Annotated in this window: 23 protein-coding genes; 19 read left to right on the top strand and 4 right to left on the bottom strand. The window is 57.9% G+C overall.

The features are described from left to right. Positions 1–1,748: 1,748 nt before the first annotated feature. The 3 genes from J4E00_RS28740 to J4E00_RS29915 all read right to left on the bottom strand — a co-directional run bounded on the left by J4E00_RS28740 (position 1,749) and on the right by J4E00_RS29915 (position 4,084). A complete protein-coding gene (locus tag J4E00_RS28740; RefSeq protein ID WP_208178812.1) occupies positions 1,749–1,988 on the bottom strand; it encodes a hypothetical protein in 240 nt (79 codons plus the stop codon). Between the two features lie 673 nt (positions 1,989–2,661). Further along, positions 2,662–3,867 carry a lanthionine synthetase LanC family protein gene (locus J4E00_RS28745; protein WP_208178813.1) on the bottom strand — a complete coding sequence of 402 codons (1,206 nt, stop codon included), beginning with the start codon at positions 3,865–3,867 and terminating at the stop codon, positions 2,662–2,664. A gap of 85 nt (positions 3,868–3,952) precedes the next feature. Next, positions 3,953–4,084, bottom strand: a complete 132-nt coding sequence (locus J4E00_RS29915) for a hypothetical protein (RefSeq protein ID WP_262898477.1) — start codon at positions 4,082–4,084, stop codon at positions 3,953–3,955. Positions 4,085–4,275: 191 nt separating this feature from the next. On the opposite strand from J4E00_RS29915, the gene J4E00_RS28750 reads away from it, so the two are divergent. Together J4E00_RS28750 and J4E00_RS28755 are read left to right on the top strand one after the other, a co-directional pair. After that, positions 4,276–5,313, top strand: a complete 1,038-nt coding sequence (locus J4E00_RS28750) for a sensor histidine kinase (protein ID WP_208178814.1) — start codon at positions 4,276–4,278, stop codon at positions 5,311–5,313. Positions 5,314–5,317: 4 nt separating this feature from the next. Further along, positions 5,318–6,049 carry a LytR/AlgR family response regulator transcription factor gene (locus tag J4E00_RS28755; protein ID WP_208178815.1) on the top strand — a complete coding sequence of 244 codons (732 nt, stop codon included), beginning with the start codon at positions 5,318–5,320 and terminating at the stop codon, positions 6,047–6,049. Here J4E00_RS28755 and J4E00_RS28760 read toward each other — a convergent pair. After that, the gene (locus tag J4E00_RS28760; RefSeq protein ID WP_208178816.1) at positions 6,030–9,131 is read right to left on the bottom strand and encodes a lantibiotic dehydratase; all 3,102 of its coding nucleotides are present in this window, start codon (positions 9,129–9,131) and stop codon (positions 6,030–6,032) included. The two genes, J4E00_RS28755 and J4E00_RS28760, sit on opposite strands and share 20 nt — an antisense overlap. 696 nt (positions 9,132–9,827) lie before the next feature. Between J4E00_RS28760 and hutH the strand changes: the two genes are divergently transcribed. The 17 genes from hutH (at position 9,828) to J4E00_RS28845 (ending at position 25,324) form a co-directional block, all read left to right on the top strand. Further along, the gene (hutH, locus tag J4E00_RS28765; protein ID WP_213018002.1) at positions 9,828–11,423 is read left to right on the top strand and encodes a histidine ammonia-lyase; all 1,596 of its coding nucleotides are present in this window, start codon (positions 9,828–9,830) and stop codon (positions 11,421–11,423) included. Between the two features lie 44 nt (positions 11,424–11,467). Beyond that, positions 11,468–12,193: a 3-oxoacyl-ACP reductase FabG gene (fabG, locus tag J4E00_RS28770; RefSeq protein WP_208178817.1), complete on the top strand. Its 726-nt coding sequence runs from the start codon at positions 11,468–11,470 to the stop codon at positions 12,191–12,193. Positions 12,194–12,200: 7 nt separating this feature from the next. Then, entirely contained in the window at positions 12,201–12,629 is a 429-nt protein-coding gene (locus J4E00_RS28775) for an acyl-CoA thioesterase (protein WP_208178818.1), read from the top strand. Further along, the gene (locus J4E00_RS28780) at positions 12,626–13,756 is read left to right on the top strand and encodes a beta-ketoacyl-[acyl-carrier-protein] synthase family protein (protein ID WP_208178819.1); all 1,131 of its coding nucleotides are present in this window, start codon (positions 12,626–12,628) and stop codon (positions 13,754–13,756) included. Before J4E00_RS28775 ends, J4E00_RS28780 begins: the two co-directional genes overlap by 4 nt. 3 nt (positions 13,757–13,759) lie before the next feature. Next, positions 13,760–14,407 carry a hypothetical protein gene (locus J4E00_RS28785; protein WP_208178820.1) on the top strand — a complete coding sequence of 216 codons (648 nt, stop codon included), beginning with the start codon at positions 13,760–13,762 and terminating at the stop codon, positions 14,405–14,407. 19 nt (positions 14,408–14,426) lie between these two features. Beyond that, positions 14,427–14,699 carry a phosphopantetheine-binding protein gene (locus J4E00_RS28790; protein ID WP_208178821.1) on the top strand — a complete coding sequence of 91 codons (273 nt, stop codon included), beginning with the start codon at positions 14,427–14,429 and terminating at the stop codon, positions 14,697–14,699. A 49-nt stretch (positions 14,700–14,748) separates the two neighbouring features. Further along, complete coding sequence (locus J4E00_RS28795) at positions 14,749–15,420, top strand: 4'-phosphopantetheinyl transferase family protein (protein WP_208178822.1); 672 nt, start codon at positions 14,749–14,751, stop codon at positions 15,418–15,420. Between the two features lie 64 nt (positions 15,421–15,484). Next, positions 15,485–16,675 (top strand): beta-ketoacyl-[acyl-carrier-protein] synthase family protein, encoded by a 1,191-nt coding sequence (locus J4E00_RS28800; RefSeq protein ID WP_208178823.1) that lies wholly within the window; start codon positions 15,485–15,487, stop codon positions 16,673–16,675. Between the two features lie 19 nt (positions 16,676–16,694). Beyond that, entirely contained in the window at positions 16,695–17,708 is a 1,014-nt protein-coding gene (locus tag J4E00_RS28805) for a beta-ketoacyl synthase chain length factor (protein ID WP_208178824.1), read from the top strand. Further along, positions 17,671–18,252 (top strand): hypothetical protein, encoded by a 582-nt coding sequence (locus tag J4E00_RS28810; protein ID WP_208178825.1) that lies wholly within the window; start codon positions 17,671–17,673, stop codon positions 18,250–18,252. Before J4E00_RS28805 ends, J4E00_RS28810 begins: the two co-directional genes overlap by 38 nt. Continuing rightward, positions 18,239–18,628, top strand: a complete 390-nt coding sequence (locus J4E00_RS28815) for a hypothetical protein (protein WP_208178826.1) — start codon at positions 18,239–18,241, stop codon at positions 18,626–18,628. Before J4E00_RS28810 ends, J4E00_RS28815 begins: the two co-directional genes overlap by 14 nt. A gap of 115 nt (positions 18,629–18,743) precedes the next feature. Beyond that, positions 18,744–20,039, top strand: coding sequence for a phenylacetate--CoA ligase family protein (locus J4E00_RS28820; RefSeq protein ID WP_208178827.1), 1,296 nt, complete (start codon positions 18,744–18,746; stop codon positions 20,037–20,039). A 239-nt stretch (positions 20,040–20,278) separates the two neighbouring features. Then, on the top strand, positions 20,279–22,471 hold the full coding sequence (locus tag J4E00_RS28825; RefSeq protein WP_208178828.1) for a carboxypeptidase-like regulatory domain-containing protein: 2,193 nt from the start codon (positions 20,279–20,281) through the stop codon (positions 22,469–22,471). Positions 22,472–22,512: 41 nt separating this feature from the next. Then, positions 22,513–23,169 (top strand): tetratricopeptide repeat protein, encoded by a 657-nt coding sequence (locus J4E00_RS28830; protein ID WP_208178829.1) that lies wholly within the window; start codon positions 22,513–22,515, stop codon positions 23,167–23,169. A 279-nt stretch (positions 23,170–23,448) separates the two neighbouring features. Next, complete coding sequence (locus J4E00_RS28835; protein ID WP_208178830.1) at positions 23,449–23,604, top strand: hypothetical protein; 156 nt, start codon at positions 23,449–23,451, stop codon at positions 23,602–23,604. A gap of 87 nt (positions 23,605–23,691) precedes the next feature. Beyond that, a complete protein-coding gene (locus J4E00_RS28840; protein ID WP_208178831.1) occupies positions 23,692–23,838 on the top strand; it encodes a hypothetical protein in 147 nt (48 codons plus the stop codon). Positions 23,839–24,037: 199 nt separating this feature from the next. Continuing rightward, positions 24,038–25,324, top strand: coding sequence for a hypothetical protein (locus tag J4E00_RS28845; RefSeq protein WP_208178832.1), 1,287 nt, complete (start codon positions 24,038–24,040; stop codon positions 25,322–25,324). Positions 25,325–25,407 lie beyond the last annotated feature (83 nt).

Below are 25,407 nucleotides of genomic sequence, written 5' to 3' on the forward strand. Positions count from 1 at the left end.
ACCTCATGATGTGATGTAACAGGCGATGCCCAAATAACACCCGGTAATTTAGACCACCGTTTTCGTGAACTCACGCAATATGTTTTTAGGCGTTCAAGAGCAAAAGCGACCGGTTTAAGTCCGGCATTAATTTTTCATTAAATGCCCCGGTCGTTATTAGACTTTACGCCTTTGATGCTCTCCGAGATGGTTGGGGTAGTAGACCTAACCCCATTATTCTGGCTGCTCGCATTCGTTATCCTATCAGTGGCAACAATGCTTGGGTTTTATGGGGCTCGCTTTGTGCGTATGCCGAGCCGCACACGCACAGTCGTTGGTGCCGTGCTGCTGGTATTTGCCCTTATGTTGGGAGTCGTCGCGATTGATATTGTTTATCAAATCATGGGGCAAAGTGGTTCGCTCCTCTGGCCCGACACCTAGGAACAGAAACGAGTCGAGAGACTCGAAGGACCGTTTAGATGAACTGTAAGTGGATAGCTATTTTCTCACGTTCAATTCAAGTAGACACATGCTAACAATACTTAAGAAAAATAGGAAAACAACTCTATTGCTGATCGTATTATTCTTCATTGTAACCTATCATTTCATTCTAGTCGCTTTGTATGTAAGTAGCCTTGATTATGTGGGAAATAAGCACGGAGACGCCGGTTTTCATTTTTTTCTTATGCTTCAATATTGTGCGCTATTTGGGGTGTAATAAGGCTGTTAGGCTCTAAGACTATCATTATGAAAATAACATCTATTATTCTAATAACATAAAAATTTGATAATTTTTATGTTTGTGATTTATATACTAAGCCTTGGTCAAAATATAAATTTTAACTTCCGATACGATTATCACGTGTATTTGTCTGTAACGCCATTTATTGTAAAAAAATATTATCTATTAACATAATCAATGTATTAGTATTAACGTCAATACCCCTTGTTGACACTTATATATGACGTGGGTTTTGCTTTCTCAACGACGCACGAGGGGCCCCTGGTTGGGCATTATTACCTCGACCAAGTGTCGGTCTTGGAACTGAATTCAGAATAAACCTCTTAATTTTAAACGGAATACGTTTAAAGAACACTTTGTTTAAACGCGTGAAGTCCACTTAAAATCAAACGAACCCTCTAGTTGAGCCACCTGCGTGGTGCTCGTGAGCCTATAGCATTATTTAACAGGGCCCAAACAGCGAAAGGCGGCTTTGGGGAGACCTTGCCAGGGCTTTCAACACTCTTGTTGAAAGCGCGTTTCCGCTGCGCGTGGCTCTACGGGTCCTTCTTCCAAAAGAGCAGGTTTACACGCTAAGTCTGGTACGTGACCAACGCACGGTACCCCGACTATTATATTCGGAGTATTCTGGCTGTTCCATGCCACGGCCCTGGGTACACACCGCGATTGCCGATGGCACCCAGAGCAACTACTGCATCGTCTCAAAAAGTACGCGTGGCTCTTGCACAGCGAACGGCGCAAGGAGTTGGTCAGTGTAGACAGTATCATTGGCCTTGGTTAAACTCGGTTACGCCCGTGTTAGCACCAGTGAACAAGTGCTTGCTGGAGCTGCAACTCTACGCTCTGCGCCAGGCCTGTTGCGAGCACCTATTCACCGACACCATATCAGGGATGCAGGCCCACAAGCCCAACTGCTGGCTTACGCCTGGCCCGGCGATACCGTCGTCACCTAGTGGCTCGATCGGCTGGGCCGCTCTACCAAGCACCTGATTGAGGTGGGAGAGTACGGCGAATGGCGAGAGCGTGGTCAGGGTAGCAGCTTGCTGCTCGGGCGTCCACCGGGTGCCAGGTACTGGGAGAGGTGCAGGTAATAGAAGACCGACGCCGGCTTGAGGCGCTGGCTACTCAGGCGCACCGCCCCTGGTAGAGACGTCTGCTGTAAATGGTTTGAACCGGCCGCTGCCCAGTTGCTCGCAAATAATAGCGGGCATTGGCGTAGCGCTGCTGCAAATTCATCAGGTCCCAGTCCCAATTTGGCCGTGTTCATGAAAGGTGAAACGGTGGATCAAAATAGTGCCAGGCAGCGAATGGTGTCTGTGGCGGACTTAGCAGCATGGGCCAATGATGTGGTGCCCAAGTCAGGCCTGACTATCGCCCTTTCTCATCGTGGATGAGTTACAAGCGGCAATCTACACCTAATGGGTATGGGCCATTACCTTCTGGTGCTGGACCCAGTGCTGGCCCTTCGGCGCAGGATTCTCGGCCTGGATACTCACAAGTTTGTATGTGCTGCTCCAACACTTGCGGCGAGCGGCATCTGAATGGGCCGCGATAAACGGCATCAGCTCTTGCAAACGCACAACTTGATGCTGCGCCAAAAGCAGTCAATGTCAAAAACGACGAATTCTGCGCATCGCCTGCGCAGAATTTGTCGTTTTTGGTGGATGTCATGCTTACAACGCCACAACAGGCGTGAGGATGCGGCATTACATACGTATGCACAGGCTGGGCTTTGGCTACTTAGTCTTATTGACTGATGCCTATTCGAAACGCATTGCGGGATTGGCTACTGCCTGCACTCGCTGCTCACGGTGGGTGCGCGCTGAAAGCGTTAGAAACGCGCAAAGCGAGCAACCTTGCCCCCGCCTCCCTAAGTCACCACTCGGACCGGGACCGTCGATTTCGGATTGGCTACTTAGAGGCTACCAAAACAGCTTGGGCTATAGTACAATTTCATCCCATTTCAACTCTTTTTCGGTCATAGCAGAAAGTAGCACCAGTCCCACCCCTACCAATCCTTGTAGTAAATCGCCTAGGCGATTGTTATAGATGTCATTGGCTAGTTCCTGACGCAGCCATTGCTGTGTTTGAGTGAGCCAATAAATTTGCCCCCGCTGGTAGGCTTCGTTCCCACTTAGTTGGCAAAGCTTGTGATATATATGTGCTAATCCTGCGGCTCCACTTTCGAGCTGCGAACTCACTACTTCGGTATTATCGCTCGTGGTGCGAAGTAACGTATTTAACCCAACCAGTTCAGCAATATTTAGTAGGTCAGGGTCTTGTGATAAGCTGTGCGCTTTGTAGAGCAGAAATGATTGCCCAATGTCGCCCCGTCGCCAGCTTAGCTCCGAGCTAAAGGTGGTTTCCTTTAGCTGGTTGTGCACCTGGTAAGGGAAAACGGAGTACTGCTGCTCGGAGAAGTCGATATTTCGCTTCGTTGCCAAGATGCGCTGAATGCCGATATGTATTCGCTGTTTGCTTTCAGTGTCTGAAACACCTGCGTGACACAGGTTGATAAGCACCAGAAGCTCGTCGGCCAGCCCGGCTGAGAGGCCCAGTTGTAACGGCTCCGCGTAAGTGAATAGAACCGGCATTGCTAGTAGCTGGCGAAGACAATTGCTAACAAACGGAATCGAGGGACGCAGTGCGAAGTATCGTACTATCCGAAAGAAATTGCTACGACTGGTTTCGTCACTGCGCTGGAGCAGACGGAGTGCCTCTGCCTGTAAAGCCTGGTCGAGGCGGGCCAGGGTGGCCTGGCTGGCAGTAGTCAAGAAGCCTGCGGGCGCAGGCTGGCTGCTTAGCCACGCAGCCATGCAAACCTGGTTCAGTGCTGGGCCCGTCCACACCTCGACCGGGTGCTGGTCGAGGTGTGCAATCAACTGGTCGAACGAGCGATGAGCTAAAAGGGCGTGCTCTCGGCCAATAGCCTTGTATACACAGTAATGGTAAATGGCAATGCCGAACAAATCTGGCGGGGCGGCGCTGGCCGGTGAGGTGCTGGTGAGCACCTGGTGTACTTCCTGCCAGCTTTGCGCGACGGTTAACGGCCGGTTTTGCATGGCAAAAACGTCGGTTGGGAAGCGGCCCGACGGGTAATTGGTAGAGGAGGACTCTTGCATTCCCATGGGATGGTTGGCTTTCATGTGAATGACGAGCAAAGAGTAAGCGAAGCGAAAATCTGCCCGGCCCTGGCAGCCCGGCCCTCAAGCTGGGCTGTCAGGCCGACACCTACATGCCAAAAACACTCGAGGTTTCGATAATGGTGCTGGTGGCGAATTTGGACGTGGTGCCTTGCTTGGTGAAGCGCGTTACAATCGTTTTTTGCAGTTTGAATTTGGCGGTCGAGTTGAGGTTTTTCATAGCGGTAAAAGTGAAGCGAGTGTGTGAGATGTGAGGTAGTTGCGTTGACTGGAACAAACGTAGCGTACCGGGCTGCCTACCCAAAAAGTATTACACCAACCCGGCTTTTTGAAGTACCAAGCCGGCGATTGGGCGCCTTGGCATCAGAGGCTACTGGGAGCACTTGTTCGGCCTGTTCTATATTTGACCAGATGCCAATAAATTCTCGAATCCCCCGGCTGTTCCTTACCCATTTTGCCGTGTGGCTGGGCTTTGCAGTTTATGAGCAGTCCGTCTTTCTGGTAGTTGGAAACTCAGCCTTCAACTTCTGGCAGGTGGTGCTGCTGTATGTGCTCAATGCAGGCCTGTTCTACAGTAACAGCGAGATGCTGTTTCGGTGGTACGCCCGGCGTCGCTACGTGCTCTATGGATTGGGGCTACTCACAGTGCTGGCCCTCTACACTCTGCTGCGATGCGTGCTGTATATCGATTTGTTTCCGAGCCAGACCGACCCGTCCATGCCGGCGATTGAGTCTTATAAGCACTTCAGCATTCTGGCGCTTTACCGCGGTACCTTCTTCGTTGTAACCGGGGTAGGGTACTGGTTCGCCCGCCATGCCATTGGCCTGGAGAAGCACAAGCGCGAGCAGGAACACCTCCTGCGCGAAACCGAGCGCAGCCTGTTGGAGTCTAATCTGGCTTTTTTGAAAAACCAGATAAATCCTCATTTTTTATTCAATTCGCTCAACTTTCTCTACGCTCAGGTATATCCCCATTCTGAAGACGCGGCTCGGGGCATTCTCTTGCTCTCGGATACCATGCGTTACGCTCTGCACGAAGAAATCAATGGCAAGGTGATGCTGGCGCACGAAGTCAAGCACCTAAACAACTACATTGAGATTAATCAGCTGCGATTCAATAATCAGTTGCAAATCGATTTTCAGGTGATAGGAGGCATCCAGTTTTTGATGATACTGCCGCTGGTACTCATTACATTCGTAGAAAACTGCTTCAAGCACGGGGAACTAACTGACGCGTCCAATCCACTTACTATCCGCTTGGAAGTAGTACAAAACCAGCTTACTTTTTACACGCACAACAAGAAACGTCACGGGCCGAAGGAAAAAAGCACGGGGATTGGTTTGGCCAATACCCGCCAACGGCTGGAGCTACTCTACCAAGGGCGCTACGAGCTAACCCTGGTTGATAACCCTGACGACTACATCTGTACTCTGACCATTCTCCTGTAGACCAATGATTTCATGCCTGATTGTAGATGATGAGCAAGGTGCTATTGACATTTTGCGGACCTTCATCGAGAAGACGCCCTTTCTGCGTTTGCAAGGCAGTACGACCAACCCTTTAGAGGCGCTCAGCCTCTTACAGCAACAGCCCGTCGACCTGATTTTCCTGGACATTCACATGCCCCAGCTTTCTGGCCTCGACTTCATGCACTTACTCAAGGGCAACACCAAGGTTATCCTTACCACGGCCTACAGCGAGTTTGCCGTGGAAGGCTTCGAGCGCGAGGCGCTCGACTACCTGCTCAAGCCTATTGCCTTCGAGCGGTTCCTGAAAGCGGCTCAGAAGGCCCTCAACTCCAGCATCGAGCCTTCGGCCCGGTGGCAGTCGCCGGATAAGGAAGACGACTACATCTTCGTAAAAACCGAGAGCAAGGGCAAGATGACGAAGGTCAACTTCGCGGACATCATGTATGTGGAGGGCATGAAAAATTACCTGTCCATCAATACAAAGGAGGACCGGATTATCACGCTGCTCAACATCAAAGACTTGGAAGACCGACTGCCGGCCAAGCAGTTTATGCGGGTGCATAAATCTTACATCGTGGCCCTAAGCAAGATTAAGGCCTTGGATGGCAACCAGATTCTGTTCACCGACATGAAAGCCTACGTCCCCTTGGGCGAGACGTATCGCCCCGCGTTTTTTGAGGCGTTGAACCAGAATATTATGGGGGGCAAGAAATAGTGGACTTGCGCTGCCGCGCCTGGCAAGATTCGTAGTAGCGGTGCAGGAAATCATACAGCACCAACTCGTGCAGGCGGGCATCGGCCGGAAACAGGCGGTTGAGGAGCATGTGGATATAGCTACCCAGCAGTTGGTCCAGCGGTACCTCCAGGGGCGCCAACTGGTCCAGCGCCCCGATGGCTTGCACAATACGGGCAAGCGGCGCGGGTACGGTGCACGGTACGGCGGAGGCTAGCAGCTGGTCGATAGCGGCGCGGTTGTGGCGGTACTTGGCATCCAACTGGCGTTTCAGGGTTTTACTCAGGCCAAATTCCTGGGCAAAGGATTGCTGCAGCCGTTGGAATAAGCCCGCGCGGCGGTCCAGGGAGTAGCCGAAGGCCGTCAGCAGCTCGTTGATGGCCCCTAAGCCCCACTGCCACAGTTCCTCCTGAGCCGGCTCGGTGGCAGCCATATAGTCGAGCAGAGCAGTGCTTTGGTAACAAAAGAGCTGTTCTGAGTACGCAATAGTGCGCGTGCCGTACCGCTCCAGCTCTCGTCGGTAAGTATCGGCCTGGACTTTCCACACCGCTTGCGGGCCGGTAAAATCCTGGAGGTAGTGGCTGATAAGCTGGATGATGGTTCCCACTTGGCTGGGGTTGGGCAGGTGCCAGCGCACGCGCAAGTGGTTGTCAGGGTCGGCGTAGCGAATGAAAAACCAGGTATCGACCAGCCCTTGCGCCTGTAGCTCGGCCGTGAGGGGCCGGATGACGTTCAGGAGCACTTGGTCGGCCACAAGCTGGCCGCAGTAGAGCTTGTAGTACAGCCACTCCGAGCCCAGTGAGAAATCGCGTTGTACTGGTTCGGCGGGGGTGGCCACTGCCCGGAGAGTCGGGTAGCAGGGGGCATTGCGGACCAGCAGGGCAATCAGCTGCGGTACGTATGGCCGGTTGGCCGCATCACGCACCGGGCTGGTGGCGGGGTCAAACAAAAACTCCTTGAGCTTAACGGTGGTCTGGTTTCGAACGGCCTCCAGCCAGAGCCTGACCAGGAACTCGTTGTCGGCATCAATGAACAACTCGTTGTCGCCGTCGGTGAGGGTGAAAAAGCGTGGCAACTGCCACTGGGCGCGAAAATGGGCAATTCGCGGGGCATATTCGGCGGGAGATGCGGCCAACAGCGGCTGCAAGTCGGCTTGTTCGAACTGCCAAGCGGCTGCAGCCAGAACGACGTTGCCGCTCGTAAGGCGGGGCGTAAACTTGGCGTATAGTGACACGCTTTGCCAACTAAAGCCCAGGTTGGGTTGAAGGTCTTGGGTTTGCAGGTCGCACAAGAACTGATATACCGGCAGCGCATCGCCCGTGAAATTGTGGGCTGTGCTCAGGCGCGGAATAATCACTTGGTTGGTTTTGTGGGAACGCAGCACGAATTGTCCTTGCCGGATGGACAAGCGCAGGTCCTGGACGTGGACCTGGGCGTCGGGCGGGCGCGTAGACTGCGCCAGGTAGGGAATTTCCAGGCTGCGGAAGCAGGGGCGCAGGAGCAAGTTGCCGGTGCGGCTGGCTGGAAAGTGGCAGATTTCGGCGAAGGCTACTTGGGGGTTGTGGGCCTGCTCCAGGTGGGTGATTTGCTGCACTAACTCTGCAATAGCAGAGTCAGCGTGGGCAAAGCGCCCCAGCAGATTTACTGCACTGGACCCGCCCACGCTTTCGAGCAGCACGCGCTCACCATCGATTGGGCGGAACATAATAGCCAGCGACGGTGGCAGGAGCTTGGCTACGGGTACAAACCCCTGGGCCTGAAGTGCTGCTACGGTGATGTCGATGCTGTAGGCGCGGTTACGCTCGGCCTCACGCAGCTTGTGGTACATGAAGTGCTGCACGTCGGTGTGGCGTAGCGTGCGCGGGGAAGCAGCGGGGGCATCTACCACCAAATCGTGGATAAAGGGGGAGTAACGGCTTTTGCCGTAGTCCGAGTATGACAGGCCGCTCTCGTTGTCGAGGGCTTCCAGCAGCGGCACTTCCTGCTCTTCGTAGCGTGCCTGAAACCGCTGGGTGAAATCGGACAGCCGCTCATTACGGTGCGGTGGGGTGAGATAGGCAAGCACGTCGAGGGCAGCGAGCAATTCCACTTGCAAGTGGTTGCTGAGGGTGGCCGGCGCGTGGGGTGCCAAGCCTTGCACGGCATCGGTCTGAAATAGCTTACCCGGTTCGAGCGGTACGCCCAGGGGGGCCAAGGTTGCCACAATGCGCTCGTAGGCTGCCGCTGGGTTGGGACTGGGATGGTCCAGGGCGCTTAGCTGGTGGTCGGCTTCGGCCAGTATGGCCCGGATGGCATCAATGGCGGCGTCGGGGGCGGTGGCGGAGAGCCGTGCCAGTACAGCCTGAATATGCGCGAGGAACTCCACGCCGGTCACGGTTGGCTCCAACTCACTCACCAATAGCTGGGCCTCAATCAGCTCGTTGATAAATTCGTCCGCGGCTTGCTGGTCTTCTTTGTCGGGGCTGAGCAGAGCGACCAGCGCTGGCAGCGTTGGGCCGGCCGGGGCGGCGGCCAGTACTTCCAGTAGGGCCGGCGAGGTCGCCACGGCATTAATCTGGTGTACCCGTAGCGCCTCGACGTAGTGGTATTCAATATAGCGTAGCTCGTCGCTGGTGCGGTAGAGGCTGGTATTAGGCCAGTAGCGCAGGTGCGGGCGGATGGCTGGGTGCCCGGTGAGCTGCTGGGCCAGGGCGCACAAGTAGTGCATATCGAGCCGGGTATGGCGCGCATTGTGGGCCGGGGCCAGGCGAATGTCGCTGGCAGCGCCCCACTGCACCACCGAGCAGCCTGCAAACAAACCAAACGGCGTACAGCGACTGGTGATACGCGCCCGGTACCGAGTGAGGGTGCCGGTGAGCTTAGCTACCTTGCGGGTATCGGTTAGCTCGCCTTGCTGCCACTTTTGGCATTCGTCGTGCAGCGCCGGCGACGCCAGGTAAACGGCTTCCATAAACCGCTCGTTGGTGAGCGAAGCCTGGGTATTGGCGGCATTGAAATCAATCGTAAACGGCTGCGCCGGCGTGCGGAGCACCAGTTGAGGACAGAACTGGTAGTGGTTCTTCATCAAGGAGAATAACGAGTGGAAAGGAAGCAACGAGTGCCGGCCAGGGTAAAGGCCAGCTTATGGGCACAGCGGCCCATTCTCGCTTGCAATTAACACCGTAAATTCAGGTTATCAGGTGCTACCGCTTGGCGTTGCGCGATGGCCGGGGGCTTTTTGGGTCGTTTTGGTGCCAAACCCCGCGCCCAATGCCAGCCTTGGTTCGCGTACGTGGGCCGGCCACCATAAAAAACGCTTACGCTACGCAAGCCTGCTGCTCCGCCACGAAGTAGCCCGCCTGAAAGAAAGACGAACCTTCTGGCGCCATGAAATCACTCCAAACTACCGAGCCAAACGAGGGTGCAGGGCTGCGTTCTTGTGCAGCACAAGGCTCCGGCCACATTACTTCCCTGTAGTTATTGGTAATGAGAGAAATATAGCCCAACTGCTAATCCCGGCTGGTAATCTCGCTGGCGCGGCGTTCGGCTGCTGAGGCGGAAAGTACCTGCGGTTCGGAATGGAACTGCTGCCGGCTTGTGATGGACGCGCATCAGTCATTATAGGGGCGAAAATCGGGAGTTGCCCCGCGAATGTGCCTGTTGGTGTAGAATTTTTTAGGAGGCTGAAAGATGTGCGGAGATTTCGCTCAGCAAAGACACAGAAACTATTTCATCCACCAAGCGGCCGGCCAGGTCGCTACCGCACCTCCTCCCATTCATCATGATTACGACCGTAGGCAACCGCAGCATTACCCTGGAAGACTTTTACCAAATCCTGTTTAAAGACAACGCGATTGAGATTAGCCCGGCCGCCCAGAAGCGCGTCAGCGACTGTTTCGCCTTCTTGCTGGACTTTGCCAAGGAGAAGTTGATATACGGCATCAATACCGGTTTTGGCCCAATGGCTCAGTACCGGATTGATGAGCATGAGCAGGCCCAGCTTCAGTACAACCTGATTCGGAGCCACTGCGCGGGCCAGGGCAAGCCCATCGATACGGTTTACGTGAAGGCCCTCATGGTGGCCCGCCTCAACACCTTTCTGCGGGGTAAGTCGGGAGTGCATCCGGATGTAGTCGCCCTGCTGACAGCGTTTATCAACCGTGACATCTTCCCGGTCATCTTCGAGCACGGTAGCGTGGGCGCCAGCGGCGACCTGGTGCAGCTGGCCCACCTGGCCCTGGGCCTGATTGGGGAAGGGAAGATGTGGCACGAGGGTCGGCAGGTGCCGGCATCCGAAGTGCTGGCGGCCCACAACCTGACTCCGCTAAGCGTGCATTTGCGCGAAGGGCTGGCCCTGATGAATGGGACATCGGTCATGACGGGTATCGGAGTGGTGAACCTGATTCACAGCCGCAACCTGCTCAACTGGAGCTTGGTATCGTCGAGCCTGCTGTCGGAAATCGTGGAATCGTACGACGACCACTACTCGGCCGAGCTGAACGAGGCCAAGCACCATCCTGGCCAGCAGCAGGTAGCCGCGCAGATGCGCGCCATCTTGCAGGATAGCGACCTGGTGCGCAAGCGCCATGAGCACCTGTACGACAAGAAAGTAACGGCCGACGTGCTCGAAGACAAGGTGCAGGAGTTCTACTCCATCCGTTGCGTGCCCCAAATCCTGGGGCCGGTGTACGATACCATCGCATCGGCGACGACAGTAGTAATGCACGAGATTAACTCGGTCAGCGATAACCCCATTATCGACAAGGACAAGGGCAGCGTGTACCACGGCGGCAATTTCCACGGTGACTACGTGTCGCTGGAAATGGACAAACTAAAAATCGCCATCACCAAGCTCTCGATGCTGGCCGAACGACAGCTCAACTTCCTGCTCAATAACAAGCTTAATAACAAGCTGCCTCCGTTTGTAAACCTGGGGCGCCTGGGCTTCAATCTGGGCATGCAGGGGGCGCAGTTCGTGGCAACATCTACGGTGGCCGAAAACCAGACGTTCTCGTTCCCGATGTACGTCCACAGCATCCCCAACAACAACGACAACCAGGACATCGTGAGCATGGGCACCAATTCGGCCCAAATCACCAGTAAGGTGATTGAAAACACCTATCAGGTGCTGGCCGTGCAACTGCTAACCACCATTCAGGCCGTAGACTACCTTGGCTTTGAAGACCGGCTCTCGTCGGTGTCGCGGGAAGTGTACCAGCAGCTGCGTGCCCTGGTACCGGTGTTCACGGAAGACGGCATCATGACCGAAAAGATTCTGAAAATAAAGGAGTTCATTCAGGCCGAGCACGTGCAATTGCCCGCCTCGGTCGTGGGGCAGCCGGCCGCCGTGGCTGCTACGGAACTGGTAGCTTCCTAGAGCCCGCGCCAACCTACCGCAATCCGTATTAGCGCCGCAGGACCATGAACTATGCATTGGTGACGGGGGGCTCCCGAGGAATTGGCCGAGCCATTTGCCTGAAACTAGCCGACCAGGGGTACAACGTACTCATCAACTACGTAGCCAACCAGGCCAGCGCCGAAGAGGTGCAAGCCCTTGTGCGCAGCAAAGGGGTTGAAGCCGAACTGTTGCGCTTCGACGTGGGCAAGGGAGAAGAGGTGGAACAGGTGCTGGCCGGCTGGCTGGCCGCCAACCCCACCAAGCACGTGGAGGTGCTGGTGAACAACGCCGGCATTCGCCAGGACGGGCTCCTGATGCTCATGACCAACCCGGAGTGGCAGCAGGTGATGGACGCCAGCGCGGGCGGCTTCTTCAACGTAACCCGCCTGATTATCCGGGGCATGATTCGGCAAAAAGTTGGCCGGGTCATCAGCATTGTTTCCCTCTCGGGCCTGAAGGGCCAGCTGGGCCAAACCAACTACTCGGCAGCCAAGGCGGCCGTGATTGGGGCGACCAAAGCCCTGGCCCAGGAAGTAGGCCGCAAGCGTGTGACGGTGAACGCCGTAGCTCCCGGACTCATCCGCACGGAAATGCTGCAAGGCTTGCGCGAAGAAGACTACCTGCCCCTGATTCCGATGCACCGCTTTGGTGAGCCTGAGGAAGTGGCCGACCTAGTAGCTTTTCTGGCCTCGCCCCAGGCCGCCTACATCAGCGGGCAGGTCATTTCCATCAACGGAGCGCAGTACTAACGCTGTCATGCTACAGGTTATTAAACAGATAGATGTTCGCTTTTGCGAAGTCGATGCCATGCATATTGTCTGGCACGGGCACTACGTCAAGTACCTGGAAGACGGGCGCGAGGCCTTTGCCCGGGAGTTTGGGCTGGGCTACCACTTTCTGGAGCAGGCCGGCTACGGCATTCCGCTGGTAGAGCTGGTAATCGACTACAAGAAGGCGGTACGCTACGGCGATACCCTGGCCGTGGAAACCCGCTACGTGCCCAGCGCCACCCCCAAGATTTGCTTCGAGTACCGCATTCGGGACGCGGCCAGCCAGCAGCTCGTCTGCACGGCCCGCACCACGCAAGTTTTCACCAATACCCAGCTGCAGCTCCAACTGATGCCGCCCCCCTGCTTCACCGAGTGGCAGCAGCGCTGGCTGCCCTCCTTAGCCCCCATCGTATGAAAAAGGTCCTGTACGCCGCCAGCACTTGCGTTACACCGCTGGGCTTTACCACCGCTGCTACCTTCGAGGCGGTGCAGGCGGGGCAGACGGGCCTGCGCCCGCACTGGTTCGACTTTTCCGACGAGAGCTTTGCTGCTGCTACCATCGACGAGACCTGGCTGGCTGAGGCTTTTGCCCCGCTCGGCCACTCGGCGGCCGATTACAGCAAGCTGGAAAAAATGAGCATTCTGGCCGTAACCGGGGCAATGTCCCGGGTTGCCTTTTCCCTCACCGGCCCCGACACGCTGCTGGTGTACTGCTCGGCTAAGGGCAACATCAGTCACCTGGCCGTGGGTGGTACGCCCTACCTAGCCCAGCTGGCCCGCACGGTGGCCCGGGCCTGTGGCTTTGCCAACGAGCCGCTAGTGATTTCCAACGCCTGCATTTCGAGCCTGCAAGGCCTGGTGGTGGCCCGGCGGCTGCTCAAGGCCGGCCGCTACCAGCACGCGGTGGTGGTAGGAGCCGATGAAGTAACCAAGTTTACCCTCTCTGGCTTTCATGCCTTTAACGCGCTGAGCCGGCAGCCCTGCCTGCCCTTCGACGCAGCCCGGGAAGGCATTAACCTGGGCGAAGCGGCGGCGGCGATGGTGCTGACGGTAGGCCCGGTCGAGGGCCTAAGCGCCGGGGCGGTGGAAGTCGTGACGGGCTTCAGTACCAACGACGCGCACCACATTTCGGCCCCCTCCCGCACCGGCGAGGGACTGTACCAAGCCGTGACGAAGGTATTACAGCAGGCCGGCGGCGGGCCGGTCGATTTTATTGGAGCCCATGGCACGGCCACGCGCTACAACGACGAGATGGAAGCCCAGGCGTTCCACCGGGCCGGGCTGCACGAGGTGCCGCTGCACAGCCTCAAAGGCTACTTTGGGCATACGCTGGGCGCGGCCGGCCTGCTGGAAGCCGCCCTTGGCATCGAATCGATGCAGCGCAGTGAGCTGATTAGCTCCAGGGGCTACACCACCTGCGGGACTTCCCTGCCGGTGCGGCCCATCCGGCAGCGGGCCCCGGCCGAGTTGCGGCGCTTTTTGAAAACGTCCTCCGGTTTTGGGGGCTGCAACGCGGCCGTCCTCTTTGCCAAAGCCGCCTGAGCCATGCAACCTCATATCACCGCCAGCTGCGCCATTCGCGGCAACCAGATTTTTGTGAACGGCACGCTTGTTTACCAAGGGACTGCCGACACGCCCGACCTCGCCGCGTTTCTCGTGGCCGCCTACCGGCACTTCGGCTTGCAGTACCCTAAGTTCTTTAAGATGGACGCGCTCTGCAAGCTGGCGTTTCTAACGGCGGAGCTGCTGCTTCCCACCACGAGCCTGGCGGCGCGGCGCGGCGCGGGCGAAGTGGGCGTAGTGCTGGCGAACCGCTCGTCGAGCCTGCTCACCGACTTGGTGCATCAGCAAAGCATTCAGGAGCCGGCCGCCCACTTGCCCAGCCCGGCGGTGTTTGTGTATACCCTGCCCAACATCGCCATCGGGGAAATCAGCATCCGGCACCAGCTTACCGGCGAAAATACCCTGTTCGTGGCCGACTCCTTCGAGCCCGAAGCCCTGGTGGCCTACGCCGGCGAGCTGCTGGCCGAAGGAAGCTGCCAGGCCTGCCTCTGCGGCTGGTTTGAAGCCGGCCTCACCTCGCACGAAGCCTTTTTCTACGTGGTAGAAGTGCCAGCGCCTGAAGTACCGGCCCGGCACCCGCACCACACCTCGGCCATTGAGGCCCTTTACACGCAACCACTTTATTCCTAACCCTTTTTTTCTCACTCCCATGTCAACGCTTACCGAAGAACTCAAAGGTCACATCATCCAGGAGCTGAACCTGGTCGACATTCATCCCGCCGACATCAGCCCCGACGCGCCACTGTTTGACTACGACGGCCTGGGCCTGGACTCCATCGACGCCCTGGAACTGACCGTCATCCTGAGCAAATACTACGGCATCAAGGTCACCGACCCGGCCCAGATGAAGCAAGCGTTTTACTCGCTGGCAACCCTGGCCGCCTTCATTGCCGAACACCAGGCTGCGGAAGTGGTCGCTTAACCTAACCGGCGGCGGAACTCCCCTCTGGGCGGCCCCGCCGCGCCCGGCGATGATTGAGCTATGGTATACCGCCTTTGGAGCCGCCGCACTGCCGCCGGCCGTGCTGGCCGCCCATGTGGCCCGATTGCCCCCCGCCTGGCAAAGACGAGTGCTGGCTTGCCGCCGGCCCGCCCGCCAACAGGCCACGCTCTTCGGAGCGTTGCTGCTCCAACACGTGCTGCGCTGCCGAGCGCACCCGTACGCCCTGGAGCACGTGCTGCGCACCCCCGACAACCGGCCTTACCTGGCCGGCGCAGCGCTAGACTTTAATGTATCGCACTCCGGCCGCTATGCCGTGTGCGTGCTGAGTACCACCTGCCGGGTAGGTGTCGATATCGAAGAGCGTACCCGCACCCGAATTGCCGGATTTCAGCCGCACTTCCAGCCCGCCGAGTGGGCCGCCCTGCATACGGCCGACCCTCAGGAACAATTTTACCGCCTCTGGACGCAGAAAGAAGCCGTGGCGAAAGCCGACGGCCGGGGCCTCAACATCCCGTTGCGCGACATCCGCATCCGGCACCAGCGGGCCAACCTAGCGGGCACGTGCTGGCACGTACGCGAAATCGGGCTGACCGAAGCCGATGCAGCGGCCTACACCCTGCACATTGCCGCCAGCCAGCCCGAGCCCATCGCCGCGCCGCGCCAGGTCAGCTTCCTGGAGTTGGAAGTGCGCCCTCCTTAGCCCGCGGGCCCGCTCGCCAAACGCTGGCTCCTTAATCCCAAATCCTCACTTAATCGCCTGCCTGATGAACGTATATGTAACTGGTATTGGGATGATTTCCGCCCTGGGCCCCGATGTGGCCACGGCGTTGGAAAGCCTGCGGCAAACGCGCTCTGGCCTGGGGCCGATTCGCCACGTAGCCACGCGGTTGCAAGGCTGTTACGTAGCCGGCGAAGTGAGTTTTTCGGATAATGAGCTGGCTACCCGGGCCAACCTGCCCGATGCCGACCTGACCCGTACTACACTGTTGGGCTACCTCGCTGCCGAGGAAGCCTGGCGGGGAGCGGGCCTGGGGCTTGGCGACACCGCCCGCACCGGCTTTATCTCGGCCTCGACGGTGGGGGGCACGGGCCACGCCGAGCACTACTACCAGGCGTTTCGGGACCAGCAGCCGACGCCGGCCTTTATCGACACCTACGACAACGCGGACAGCACGGAGTTCATCAGCCGCCGGCTGGGCATCTGCGACGTGGTGACGACCATCAACACGGCCTGCGCTTCCTCGGCCAACGCCATCGTGCTGGGCATGCGGCTGATTCGGCAGGGCGTGCTCGACCGGGTGGTGGTGGGCGGTACCGATGCCCTGGCCCGCTTCACCCTCAACGGGTTCAACTCTCTGCTGTTGCTCGACCCCGTGCCCTGCAAGCCATTTGATGCCGGGCGCAAAGGCATCAACCTGGGCGAAGGAGCGGCCTACCTGGTGCTGGAATCCGAGGCGGTGGCCCGCCAGCGGGGGGCTCGTCTCTGGGCGCGGCTGAGTGGCTACGGCGTGGCGAACGATGCCTTCCACCAAACGGGGTCATCGCCTACTGGCCGGGGCTTGCAGCTGGCTATGCGGCAGGCCCTGGACCGGGCGCAGCTGGCGCCGGCGGCCATTGGCTACCTCAACGCCCACGGCACCGGTACCGCCAACAACGACCTGACGGAGGGCCAGGCAATTCGGGCAGTTTTTGGCGAGGCAGTGCCGCCGTTCAGCTCCACCAAACCCTTTACGGGGCACGCCCTGGGGGCGGCGGGCTCTATTGAAGCCGTGCTGTCAGTGCTGGCCCTGACCCACGGCCTCATCTGGCCCAACCTGAATTTTGAGCAGCCCATTCCCGAACACGGGCTGGTGCCCGCCCAGGTATTGCGAGCCGCCCCCGAGCTGGCCCATGTGCTCTCGACCTCGGCTGCGATGGGGGGCTCTTGTTGCGCCCTGCTCTTTTCTCAGCCCTAACCCTTTAGCCTCGCTTGTCATGCCTGCCTACGTCAACAGCATTCACTGCATCAGCCCCTACCAAGCGGCCGGCGCGACCCATGCCGGTGCCTTTATCGCTCCAGACCCGGTATACACAGAAGTCCTCAGTCCCAGTGAGCTGCGCCGGACTCCCCGGCTGGTAAAGATGGGGCTCTACGCGGCCGCCCGCTGCCTGGCCGATGCCGGCCTCGATAGTGTGGATGCCATCGTGGTGGGGTCGGGCCTGGGCAGCTTCGATGGGTTCGAGAAGTTTGAAAATGCCTTGCTGGAACAGGCCGAAGAAACCCTGGCCCCCACCTCCTTTATCCAGTCGCTGGACAATGCCGTGGCGGGGCAGCTGGCCCTCAAGCTGGAGTGCTACGGCTACAATATGACCTATACGCACCGGGGCTTCTCCTTCGAAACGGCCCTGCTCGATGGCCTGCTGCTGCTGGCCGAAACCGACGGCCCGACCAACGTGCTGGTGGGCGGGCTGGATGAAACCACGCCCACCTACGCCCAGCTGCTGCAACGGGGCGGCCACCTCAAAAGCCCGGCCGAGGCGGGCCGGGTCGAGCTGAGCCACTCGCCCGGCGTGCAGCCCGGCGAAGGGGCCACGTTCCTGGTGCTGTCGTCGGTGCGCCAGCCCAGTACCCTGGCGGCGGTGCGGGCCGTGCGCACGGTGTTCAGCCCCCGCACGGCCCTCGAAGTAGAGCACGCCCTCACTGCCCTGCTGCACGAGCAGCACCTGGCCCCCGGCGACCTCGACCTAGTGCTGCTGGGCAACGGTGGCGACAACGCGCAGGACCAGAAGCTGCGCACAGTGGAAGCTTCGCTGCCCGGAATTCCACGTGAATACTTCAAAAACTACTGCGGAGAATACCACACGGCGGCTGCTTTTGCGGTGTGGCTGGGCGTGCAGCGCCTGTCGTCCTCGGGGGCGGCCCCGGGGGCGTGCGCCCCAAAGACCTGTCTCATCATCAACCAGTACCGCGATGTCAACTACAGCATTATTCTCCTCACCCGGGACTGAGCCGGCCGCTGGCCTGCCCACCGCGCCGTGCCTGCTGCCCGCTTGGGCCGCCCGGCCCCTGGTAATAGCGGCCGAGGTAGAAGCCTACATTCCCCAGCAATACCCCTTTGCCCTGGTTGATACGCTTTACCACTGCCAGCCGGGCGAAGCCTGGGCGGGGCTGCGCGTAAGCCCCGACAACCTGCTGGTGCAGAACGGCTACCTCAGCGAGGCCGGCATCCTGGAGAGCATGGCGCAGGCCGTGGCCCTAAAGGCGGGCTACGAGGCCCAGGACCAGGCCGCGTCCCCGCGCGTGGGGTTTATCGCGGCGCTCAAGCAGGTGCATTTGCATGCGCTGGTGCCGGTGGGCGCGACGCTGGTTACCCACGTTCGCATTGTGCTGCAGGCCCTGGACGTGCTGGTGGTGCGGACCACCAGCGGCTACGACACCACCCTGGTGGCCGATGGCGAAATGCGCCTGTTTCTGGAGCCGGAGCCTGCGCTGGACGTGGCCATTAAAGCATTGTTTCACGCTGATGTTCCCGCCGACCATGCGCACTGCTAATCATCTCTTGCTGGGCTCCTTCTTCACGGTGGCAACGCAGGCATACGAGCCCAACCGGCTGCAGCTGCAAGTGCAGATTAATGCCCACCATGCCTTGTTCAAGGGGCATTTCCCTGGCCGGCCAGTGGTGCCCGGGGTGTGCGTACTCGCCATGATTAAGGACGTGCTTCAGCAGCACTTGGCCAAAGACCTGCTGTTGCGCACCTGTACCAGCAGCAAATTCCTTCGTCCCATCGACCCGCTGCTGATGCCCAATCTGGACCTGCGGATAGACTATACCCGCCGCGAATTCCTGCTGGATTTTGTGGCCAGTGTGCAGCACCAGCAGCAAGTACTCTGCCGGGTGGCGGGGTGTTTCCAAACCGATTTTCTTTAGGGCCACCGCCCTTTCGGGTTCTGCCGCGCGGCGGCAACAACACCTGCCTACGCGCAGCCAGGATTACTATGCCCGCCGGTTTCTTCTCTTCCTCAATACTAATAGCCCGAATCCCATGTTTATTCCAGCCATCGAGTTGCAGTCCAGTGCCGAGATTAAGGCTTTTCAAGAAGGCAAGCTGCAGGAGCTGCTCCAATACCTGGCGGCGCATTCGCCCTTCTACCAGCGCAGCTTTGCGCAAGCTGGTATTCGCATCCAGGACGTGCAGCGGCTGGAAGACCTGGTCCAGCTACCCGTCACTACCAAGCACGACCTGCACCGCCACCCCACCGATTTTCTGTGCGTGGCACCGCACCGCATTGCCGACTACGTGTGCACATCGGGTACGCTGGGGCAGCCCGTCACCTTCGGCCTGACCGATAAGGACCTCGACCGGCTGGCGTACAACGAGTACCTATCGTTGGGATGCGCCGGCGGCGGCCCCGGCGAGCTATATCAGCTCACGACGACCATCGACAAGCGCTTTATGGCGGGCCTGGCCTACTTCCTGGGGGCCCGGCGCCTCGGGGCAGGCATCATCCGGGTGGGCAGCGGCGTCCCGGAAATGCAATGGGACACCATCAACCGCCTGAAGCCCACCGCTATTATTGCGGTGCCGAGCTTCATCCTCAAGCTGATTGAGTACGCTGAAGAACACCACATCGACTACACGGCCAGTAGCGTGCGCAAGGTTATCTGCATTGGGGAAAATATTCGCAATGCTGATTTCTCCCTCAATATCCTGGGCCAGCGCATTTGCAGCAAGTGGAATCTGGCGCTGCATTCTACCTATGCCTCAACGGAAATGGGCACTTCCTTTACCGAGTGCGGGGCGGGCCAGGGCGGTCACCACCACCCGGAGCTGTTGATTGTGGAAGTGCTGGATTCCCAAAACCATCCCGTGGCCGACGGCCAAGTAGGTGAGCTAGCCATTACCACACTAGGCGTCGAGGGTATGCCGCTGCTACGCTTCAAAACCGGCGATGTTTGTGCCGCGCACCGCACGCCCTGTGCCTGTGGCCGCACCACCACCCGGCTGAGCCCCATTCTTGGGCGCAAGCAGCACTTGGTGAAGTACCGGGGCACCACGCTCTACCCCCAGCTCATCCACGATGCACTGCACGAGGTGCCGTTTGTCAAGAACTTCCAGGTGGAGAGCTATACCAACGACATTGGCACCGACGAACTCCTGCTGCACATTGGCTGCAATGAGCTGTCGGAACACGCCAAGGCGCACTTACGGGAGCACCTACGGGCCAAGCTGCGCGTTGCGCCTACCCTGGTTTTCAAGCCGGTAGCTGAAGTTCATAGCCTGTTGTTCGCTGGCGACAGCCGCAAGCCCCGCACCTTTCTGGACCGGCGCGCGGCCTAGGCCCACCGGGCCGGTTTCGCGGCGCTGGCCCACCAGCCACCAACCTAAACAGGCGGCTAAACGCCCGGCTAATACCGGGAATCCGTGGGTTGGTGTAATAAATTATTTATCGGCGACCCGCCTCCCCAATTTTCCATCATCAACAACGGCAACAAACACTGGCCCAGTCTTAAAGCCACTTCGTTGCCCGCCGTTTTCGCCGCTACCCGCGCCGTCTACCCGCCTAAATTTTTGTTCCTATGAAGCCACATTTCCTCTTTGCCAGCACCATCGGCCTGGTGGCCCTGACCAGCGGCGCGGCCTTCGGCCAAAGCAAAATCGTCGGAGTCGTAACCGATAACAATGCCAAGCCCCTCGCCAACGTGGCCGTGAGCCTGGAGGGTAGCTACGACGGCACGGTTACCGGACGGGATGGCTCGTTCTCCTTCTCCACGACGGAAGTCGGACCACAGGTGCTGATATCGAAAATTGAAGGCTACCAAGATGTTGTTCAACCGATTGAGATTAAGGATTCAACCTCGACCGTCAACTGCAAAGTGATGTTTGCGGTGAAGTCGATGGGCCTGGGCAACGTAACGGTGACGGCCAAGAAGTTTGACAGCGAGGACAAGAACAAAGCCATCGCTTTCTCTTCGACCGATGTGCTGACGACGGCCACCGACGGCAACGTTATCTCGGCCCTCAAAACCCTGCCGGGGGCCCAGCAAGTGGGCGAAAGCAGCGGCCTGTTTGTGCGGGGTGGGACGGGCACCGAAAGCAAGATGTTTATCGATGGCCTGCTGGTCAACAACTTCACATACAGCAGCCCCGCCAACCAAGCTTCGCGCAGCCGGTTTGCCCCCGGCCTGTTCAAAGGGTCATTTTTCAGCAGCGGCGGCTACTCGGCTCTCTACGGACAAGCCCTGTCGGCTGCGCTCATCCTGGAAACGGAGAACATGCCGAGCAAGAGCAACGCCGACTTCGGCATCTCGCCCATCTCGGTAGAAGGGGGCATTCAGTTGCTGTCGAGAAGTAAAACCACCCTGGTGGGCTTCTTCGCCAAATACACCGACCTGAACCTGATGTTCAACCTAGTGAAGCCGAACCTGGATTTCACTACCGCGCCGAAATACCTGGACGCCAGCTTTTTTGTAAAGCAGAAGGTAGCGGATAAAGGGATGCTGAAATTATATAGTAGCATTGGGAAAAGCACCGTAGGCTTGCAGCAGCCCGATGCCGACTACGTGACGGCCACCGACCACGTAAGCCTGCGCAACACCAACCTCTACAACAACCTGACCTACACCCAGTCCCTCGCCAGAGGATGGAATTTTTATATAGGCTCGGCTTTTAATTACAACTTGGACCGCTTTAGCCTGGCCTTGCAGCCCGTCGGCGAGCAGCATTCCGTCTACGACTCGCTGAGCCGCGACAACGTTTCCATGCTCCAGCTCCGCAGCGTGCTTTCGAAGCGGGTGCTCAACAACGGCCGGTTGCAGTGGGGCGGCGAAATCATCCGCTCCGGCGAGGGGTTTGCGTCGGACCGCACCAGCCTGGGCCAGGTTGAGGATACCTACAGCGCCGGGTTTGTGGAGCTGGAAACGGCCCTCACCGAAAACCTGTCGGGCCGTGTGGGCGCTCGCCTCGAAAACAGTACCCTGCTGGATGCGGCCAAGCTGGCACCGCGCACCTCGCTCAACTACACCTTTGCCAACAAGGCCCAGCTCCTGGCTTCCTACGGGATGTTCTATCAGAAGCCGGAAAAGTATTACCTGCTACGGGAGTCGGACTTGCAGTTTAGCCGGGCCGACCACTACATCCTCACCTACCAGAAGATTGATAATTACCGCACCTTCCGGACGGAACTGTACTACAAGCAGTACCGCGACCTCATCAAGACCGTGCCGCAGATATCCAATAACGGCTACGGTTATGCTCAGGGCCTAGAAGTATTCTGGCGCGACAAGAAAACGGTGCGGGGGCTCGACTATTGGGTGAGCTACTCCTACCTCGATACGAAGCGAAACTATTTGGACTATGCCTTTGCGGTGCAACCCAGCTTTGCGGCCAAGCATACCCTCTCAGTTGTCGCCAAGCGGTTTTTCCCCGCCAAGCGGCTCAACCTCAGCGCTACCTACACCTTCGCCACCGGCCGTCCTTACTATAATCCAAATCTATCGGCGGAAAGGTTTATGGAGGACCGCACCATCAATTTCAATAACGTGGGCCTGAGTATCTGCTACCTACCCAAGATTGCCAAGTCCTTCTCCGTTATCGCCCTGACCTTCAGCAATGTGCTAGGCAACAAGCAAGTGTTTGGGTACAACTACTCCCGTCTCGACCCTTCCCAGCGCACGGCCATCACCCCGACCAACAATCCCTTCGTGTTCCTGGGTCTATTCATGAATTTCGGCGTCGACCGGACCAGTGATGTGATTGACAAAAATCTTTAATCCTTTTCTCAAAAAAACTCTCAAAAAAAGCACCTAAAGTTATGAAAAAGACCTTTTTGTTTTTATCTTTGTGCAGTGGCACAGCAAGTTACGCTCAGTCGAGCAAGTACCATAAAGCCATCGAACAGAATCTGGTACTGCTGGATACTGTGAAGACTGAAGCTGGCTACCGCAAGGTGGGCTCCACGTTCGAGCGCATCGCCACGGCCGAGAAGACCCAGTGGCTCGCCTACTACTACGCCAGCTACTGTGCCATTCGGGCCGTACGCTTCGAGCGCGACCTCAACATGATTGACGCCCGCCTCGACCAGGCCGAAATCCTGACCCACCAGGCCAGCACCCTGAGCCCCAACAATTCGGAAATCTACTGCCTGAATGCACTCATCGCCTTCTACCGCATCAATGTGGATTTCATGGCCCGCGGTCCCGAGTACAGCGCCATTGCCAACGAGGCGCTGCACAAAGCCAAAATTCTCGACCCTTCCAACCCCCGCGCCTACCTGCTACTTGGGGAAAGCAAATACTCTACGCCCGAACAATTCGGAGGTGATAAAAAACTTGGCTGTCAGCTGTTTGACAAAGCATTCACCTTGTTCAATGAGGCACCGGCAACGGGTATTGCACCGCACTGGGGTAAGGCTGATGTAGCCCGCTACCAGAGCCTTTGCCAATCGCAGGCTTCGGCCGCTACCAAATAAGTTTTCAGGCTGCCGCACTATCGCCGGCCCAACTACGCCAGAGCGTAAGGCCAGCAAGCCGCTTTGCGGATTACGCCCTGCCCCACCGCACCAGGCGGCTATCCTGGATGCTTGGCCTACTGCTGGCCCGGCTGGTCAAACGACCGCAAACCATCATAAAGCAACCACTTCCAGCGGGTACAGCACCAACGCGCCCGGCCACTGGATAGCAACTCATCAATACGGGGCCGCTGAAAACCGTTTAGAGTAAGCACCAATCCATCTTTTTCATTTTTTATTATGTCTTACCCAACCACTACTCCCCAAATCGAGAACCAGAACGAGCAAGAACTCACCAACGGCCTGTTCGTGATTGAGCTGGAAGAGCGCCTGGAAATGGTACAAGCTGCCGCCGCCGACGTGGTAATCAGCTGCTGCCTCGACAGCGCGGCCTAATCATCGGCCGGCTAACCGCTAATGAATCATACGGGGTCGCTGAAAACCGTCTAGAGTAAGCAAAAATCCACTTTTTTCTTTTTTATCATGTCCGTCAACACCACTACTCCCCACATCGAAAACGAGAACGAGCAAGAGCTCACCAACGGCCTGTTCGTCGTTGAGCTGGAAGAGCGCCTGGAAATGGTGCAAGCCGCTGCCGCTGAAATCGTGGTGAGCTGCTGCCTCGACTAAGTGCCGCGCAGCGGTACCCCGCGCTAGAAAGCAATAGGGGGAGTGAAGCCCGAGTAGTTGTCCGACCCAGTGGCAGTAGGCCACCTATGCCAACCAACATCTTGCGCAACACCGCGCCTAACTCCCCCCTATTCTTTCTGTGCAGCATGACTGAATGTAAGGCAGACACCGAAAAATCAATACCAACTGAACAGTAAACATGGAACATATCGACGAAGCGCGCCTGAGCTCGCTAAAGGTGGTGCAAGTATCGGCTGATACGTTTGCCCTGGAGTGTAATGACAAATTATACTACATTGGGGAAGTACTGTTCAGAATCATTGAACTCCTGAAAGCAGGCAAAGAATTCGCTGAAATTCAAGAGTATGTAGCGACCAAGCACCGCCTGGTGCTGTCGCGCGAGAAGTTTGATGAAATCATCAATAGCACGCTCGAAAAAGTTCTGACGCCGGTGCCCGCCGCCGACGCAGCCAAGCCCCAAGCTTACGTGTACGGGCAAGTAACCCTGATTGCAGAAACCAAGCTGGCACAACTGACGCGGCGTTTGGAATTCCTGTTTCACAAGCCTGTTGTGGTTGCGCTGCTGGCGCTGTCGCTGCTGGTTTCGGGTGGTGCCCTGTTGGCATTGCACCGCACCCATTTGTTGTTTACCACCATTTCGCCCACGCATAGCGTGGCCGTAGTGCTGGGCTCCTATGTATTTTTTGCCCTTGTGGGGTTGTTTCACGAGTTGGGCCACGCCACTGCGGCGGCCCGCTACAAGATTACCCCGAAAGAAGTTGGCTTTGGCTTCTACCTGGTACTGCCGGTGTTGTACACCGACATTAGCAAGGTCTGGATGCTGGACAAGCATAAGCGTATCCTGGTGAACCTGGCGGGAATCTACTTCCAGCTGCTGGTTAACCTGGTGCTTTGCTCAGCCTACCTGATTAGTCTTCTCTGGGGCCATTCGGCCACCTATCTTATTATCTCTTTTCTGCTGGCCAACGCTACCCTGGCCTTGTATTCGCTCAATCCCTTCTTCCGCAACGACGGCTACTGGGTATGTAGTGATTACTTCTCCCTGCCCAACCTTTCGGCAGCCGCTGAAACCTACCCGCGCAAATGCTGGGACTACCTGCGCAGCAAGGGCCAAACCGCTTTCCGAGCGCCGGGCGCCACGCTCAAAAACGAACTACTCCTGCTGGGCTACACCGTGGGCCGCATGAGCCTCATATCCTGGCTGTCGTACCTGGGCTACTCCGGCTTCTACCACAGCGTGCAGGAAACCATCCAGCGCGTCAACCAAGAAGGCCGGTTTGCTACTGAAAGTGCCTTCGAGCATGTACTATACTTACTGAAGGTAGTACTGTTCTGCACGTTATTCATCGTGCTAGCCTACCGCTCGCTCAAGCCTCCGGTGTTGCGCTTGCTCACCCGGCTGGGCTGGTTGACCTCGGCTGCTGGCCCCGAAGCCGTGCCAGCGGCAATGGTAGCATCGTCCTGATTCCGAGCCGGAACTTCACCGGCACTAAGGGCGGCTTTCACATCGCCCTCTCCTTTTCCTCACTCTCTGGAAGCAATTTATCC

The organism is Hymenobacter negativus (assembly GCF_017571495.1).
In the GTDB taxonomy this organism is placed as follows: domain Bacteria; phylum Bacteroidota; class Bacteroidia; order Cytophagales; family Hymenobacteraceae; genus Hymenobacter; species Hymenobacter negativus.

What these genes read in the sequence shown, in the direction of transcription:
- J4E00_RS29915 (WP_262898477.1), bottom strand. Translation starts at nt 4,084, where the DNA reads ATGAAAAACCTCAACTCGACCGCCAAATTCAAACTGCAAAAAACGATT.
- J4E00_RS28795 (WP_208178822.1), top strand. Translation starts at nt 14,749, where the DNA reads ATGATTGAGCTATGGTATACCGCCTTTGGAGCCGCCGCACTGCCGCCG.
- J4E00_RS28755 (WP_208178815.1), top strand. Translation starts at nt 5,318, where the DNA reads ATGATTTCATGCCTGATTGTAGATGATGAGCAAGGTGCTATTGACATT.
- J4E00_RS28805 (WP_208178824.1), top strand. Translation starts at nt 16,695, where the DNA reads ATGCCTGCCTACGTCAACAGCATTCACTGCATCAGCCCCTACCAAGCG.
- J4E00_RS28820 (WP_208178827.1), top strand. Translation starts at nt 18,744, where the DNA reads ATGTTTATTCCAGCCATCGAGTTGCAGTCCAGTGCCGAGATTAAGGCT.
- J4E00_RS28825 (WP_208178828.1), top strand. Translation starts at nt 20,279, where the DNA reads ATGAAGCCACATTTCCTCTTTGCCAGCACCATCGGCCTGGTGGCCCTG.
- J4E00_RS28775 (WP_208178818.1), top strand. Translation starts at nt 12,201, where the DNA reads ATGCTACAGGTTATTAAACAGATAGATGTTCGCTTTTGCGAAGTCGAT.
- J4E00_RS28760 (WP_208178816.1), bottom strand. Translation starts at nt 9,131, where the DNA reads ATGAAGAACCACTACCAGTTCTGTCCTCAACTGGTGCTCCGCACGCCG.
- J4E00_RS28780 (WP_208178819.1), top strand. Translation starts at nt 12,626, where the DNA reads ATGAAAAAGGTCCTGTACGCCGCCAGCACTTGCGTTACACCGCTGGGC.
- J4E00_RS28740 (WP_208178812.1), bottom strand. Translation starts at nt 1,988, where the DNA reads ATGAACACGGCCAAATTGGGACTGGGACCTGATGAATTTGCAGCAGCG.
- J4E00_RS28750 (WP_208178814.1), top strand. Translation starts at nt 4,276, where the DNA reads ATGCCAATAAATTCTCGAATCCCCCGGCTGTTCCTTACCCATTTTGCC.
- J4E00_RS28840 (WP_208178831.1), top strand. Translation starts at nt 23,692, where the DNA reads ATGTCCGTCAACACCACTACTCCCCACATCGAAAACGAGAACGAGCAA.
- J4E00_RS28785 (WP_208178820.1), top strand. Translation starts at nt 13,760, where the DNA reads ATGCAACCTCATATCACCGCCAGCTGCGCCATTCGCGGCAACCAGATT.
- J4E00_RS28830 (WP_208178829.1), top strand. Translation starts at nt 22,513, where the DNA reads ATGAAAAAGACCTTTTTGTTTTTATCTTTGTGCAGTGGCACAGCAAGT.
- J4E00_RS28790 (WP_208178821.1), top strand. Translation starts at nt 14,427, where the DNA reads ATGTCAACGCTTACCGAAGAACTCAAAGGTCACATCATCCAGGAGCTG.
- J4E00_RS28835 (WP_208178830.1), top strand. Translation starts at nt 23,449, where the DNA reads ATGTCTTACCCAACCACTACTCCCCAAATCGAGAACCAGAACGAGCAA.
- J4E00_RS28745 (WP_208178813.1), bottom strand. Translation starts at nt 3,867, where the DNA reads ATGAAAGCCAACCATCCCATGGGAATGCAAGAGTCCTCCTCTACCAAT.
- J4E00_RS28800 (WP_208178823.1), top strand. Translation starts at nt 15,485, where the DNA reads ATGAACGTATATGTAACTGGTATTGGGATGATTTCCGCCCTGGGCCCC.
- fabG (WP_208178817.1), top strand. Translation starts at nt 11,468, where the DNA reads ATGAACTATGCATTGGTGACGGGGGGCTCCCGAGGAATTGGCCGAGCC.
- hutH (WP_213018002.1), top strand. Translation starts at nt 9,828, where the DNA reads ATGATTACGACCGTAGGCAACCGCAGCATTACCCTGGAAGACTTTTAC.
- J4E00_RS28845 (WP_208178832.1), top strand. Translation starts at nt 24,038, where the DNA reads ATGGAACATATCGACGAAGCGCGCCTGAGCTCGCTAAAGGTGGTGCAA.
- J4E00_RS28815 (WP_208178826.1), top strand. Translation starts at nt 18,239, where the DNA reads ATGCGCACTGCTAATCATCTCTTGCTGGGCTCCTTCTTCACGGTGGCA.
- J4E00_RS28810 (WP_208178825.1), top strand. Translation starts at nt 17,671, where the DNA reads ATGTCAACTACAGCATTATTCTCCTCACCCGGGACTGAGCCGGCCGCT.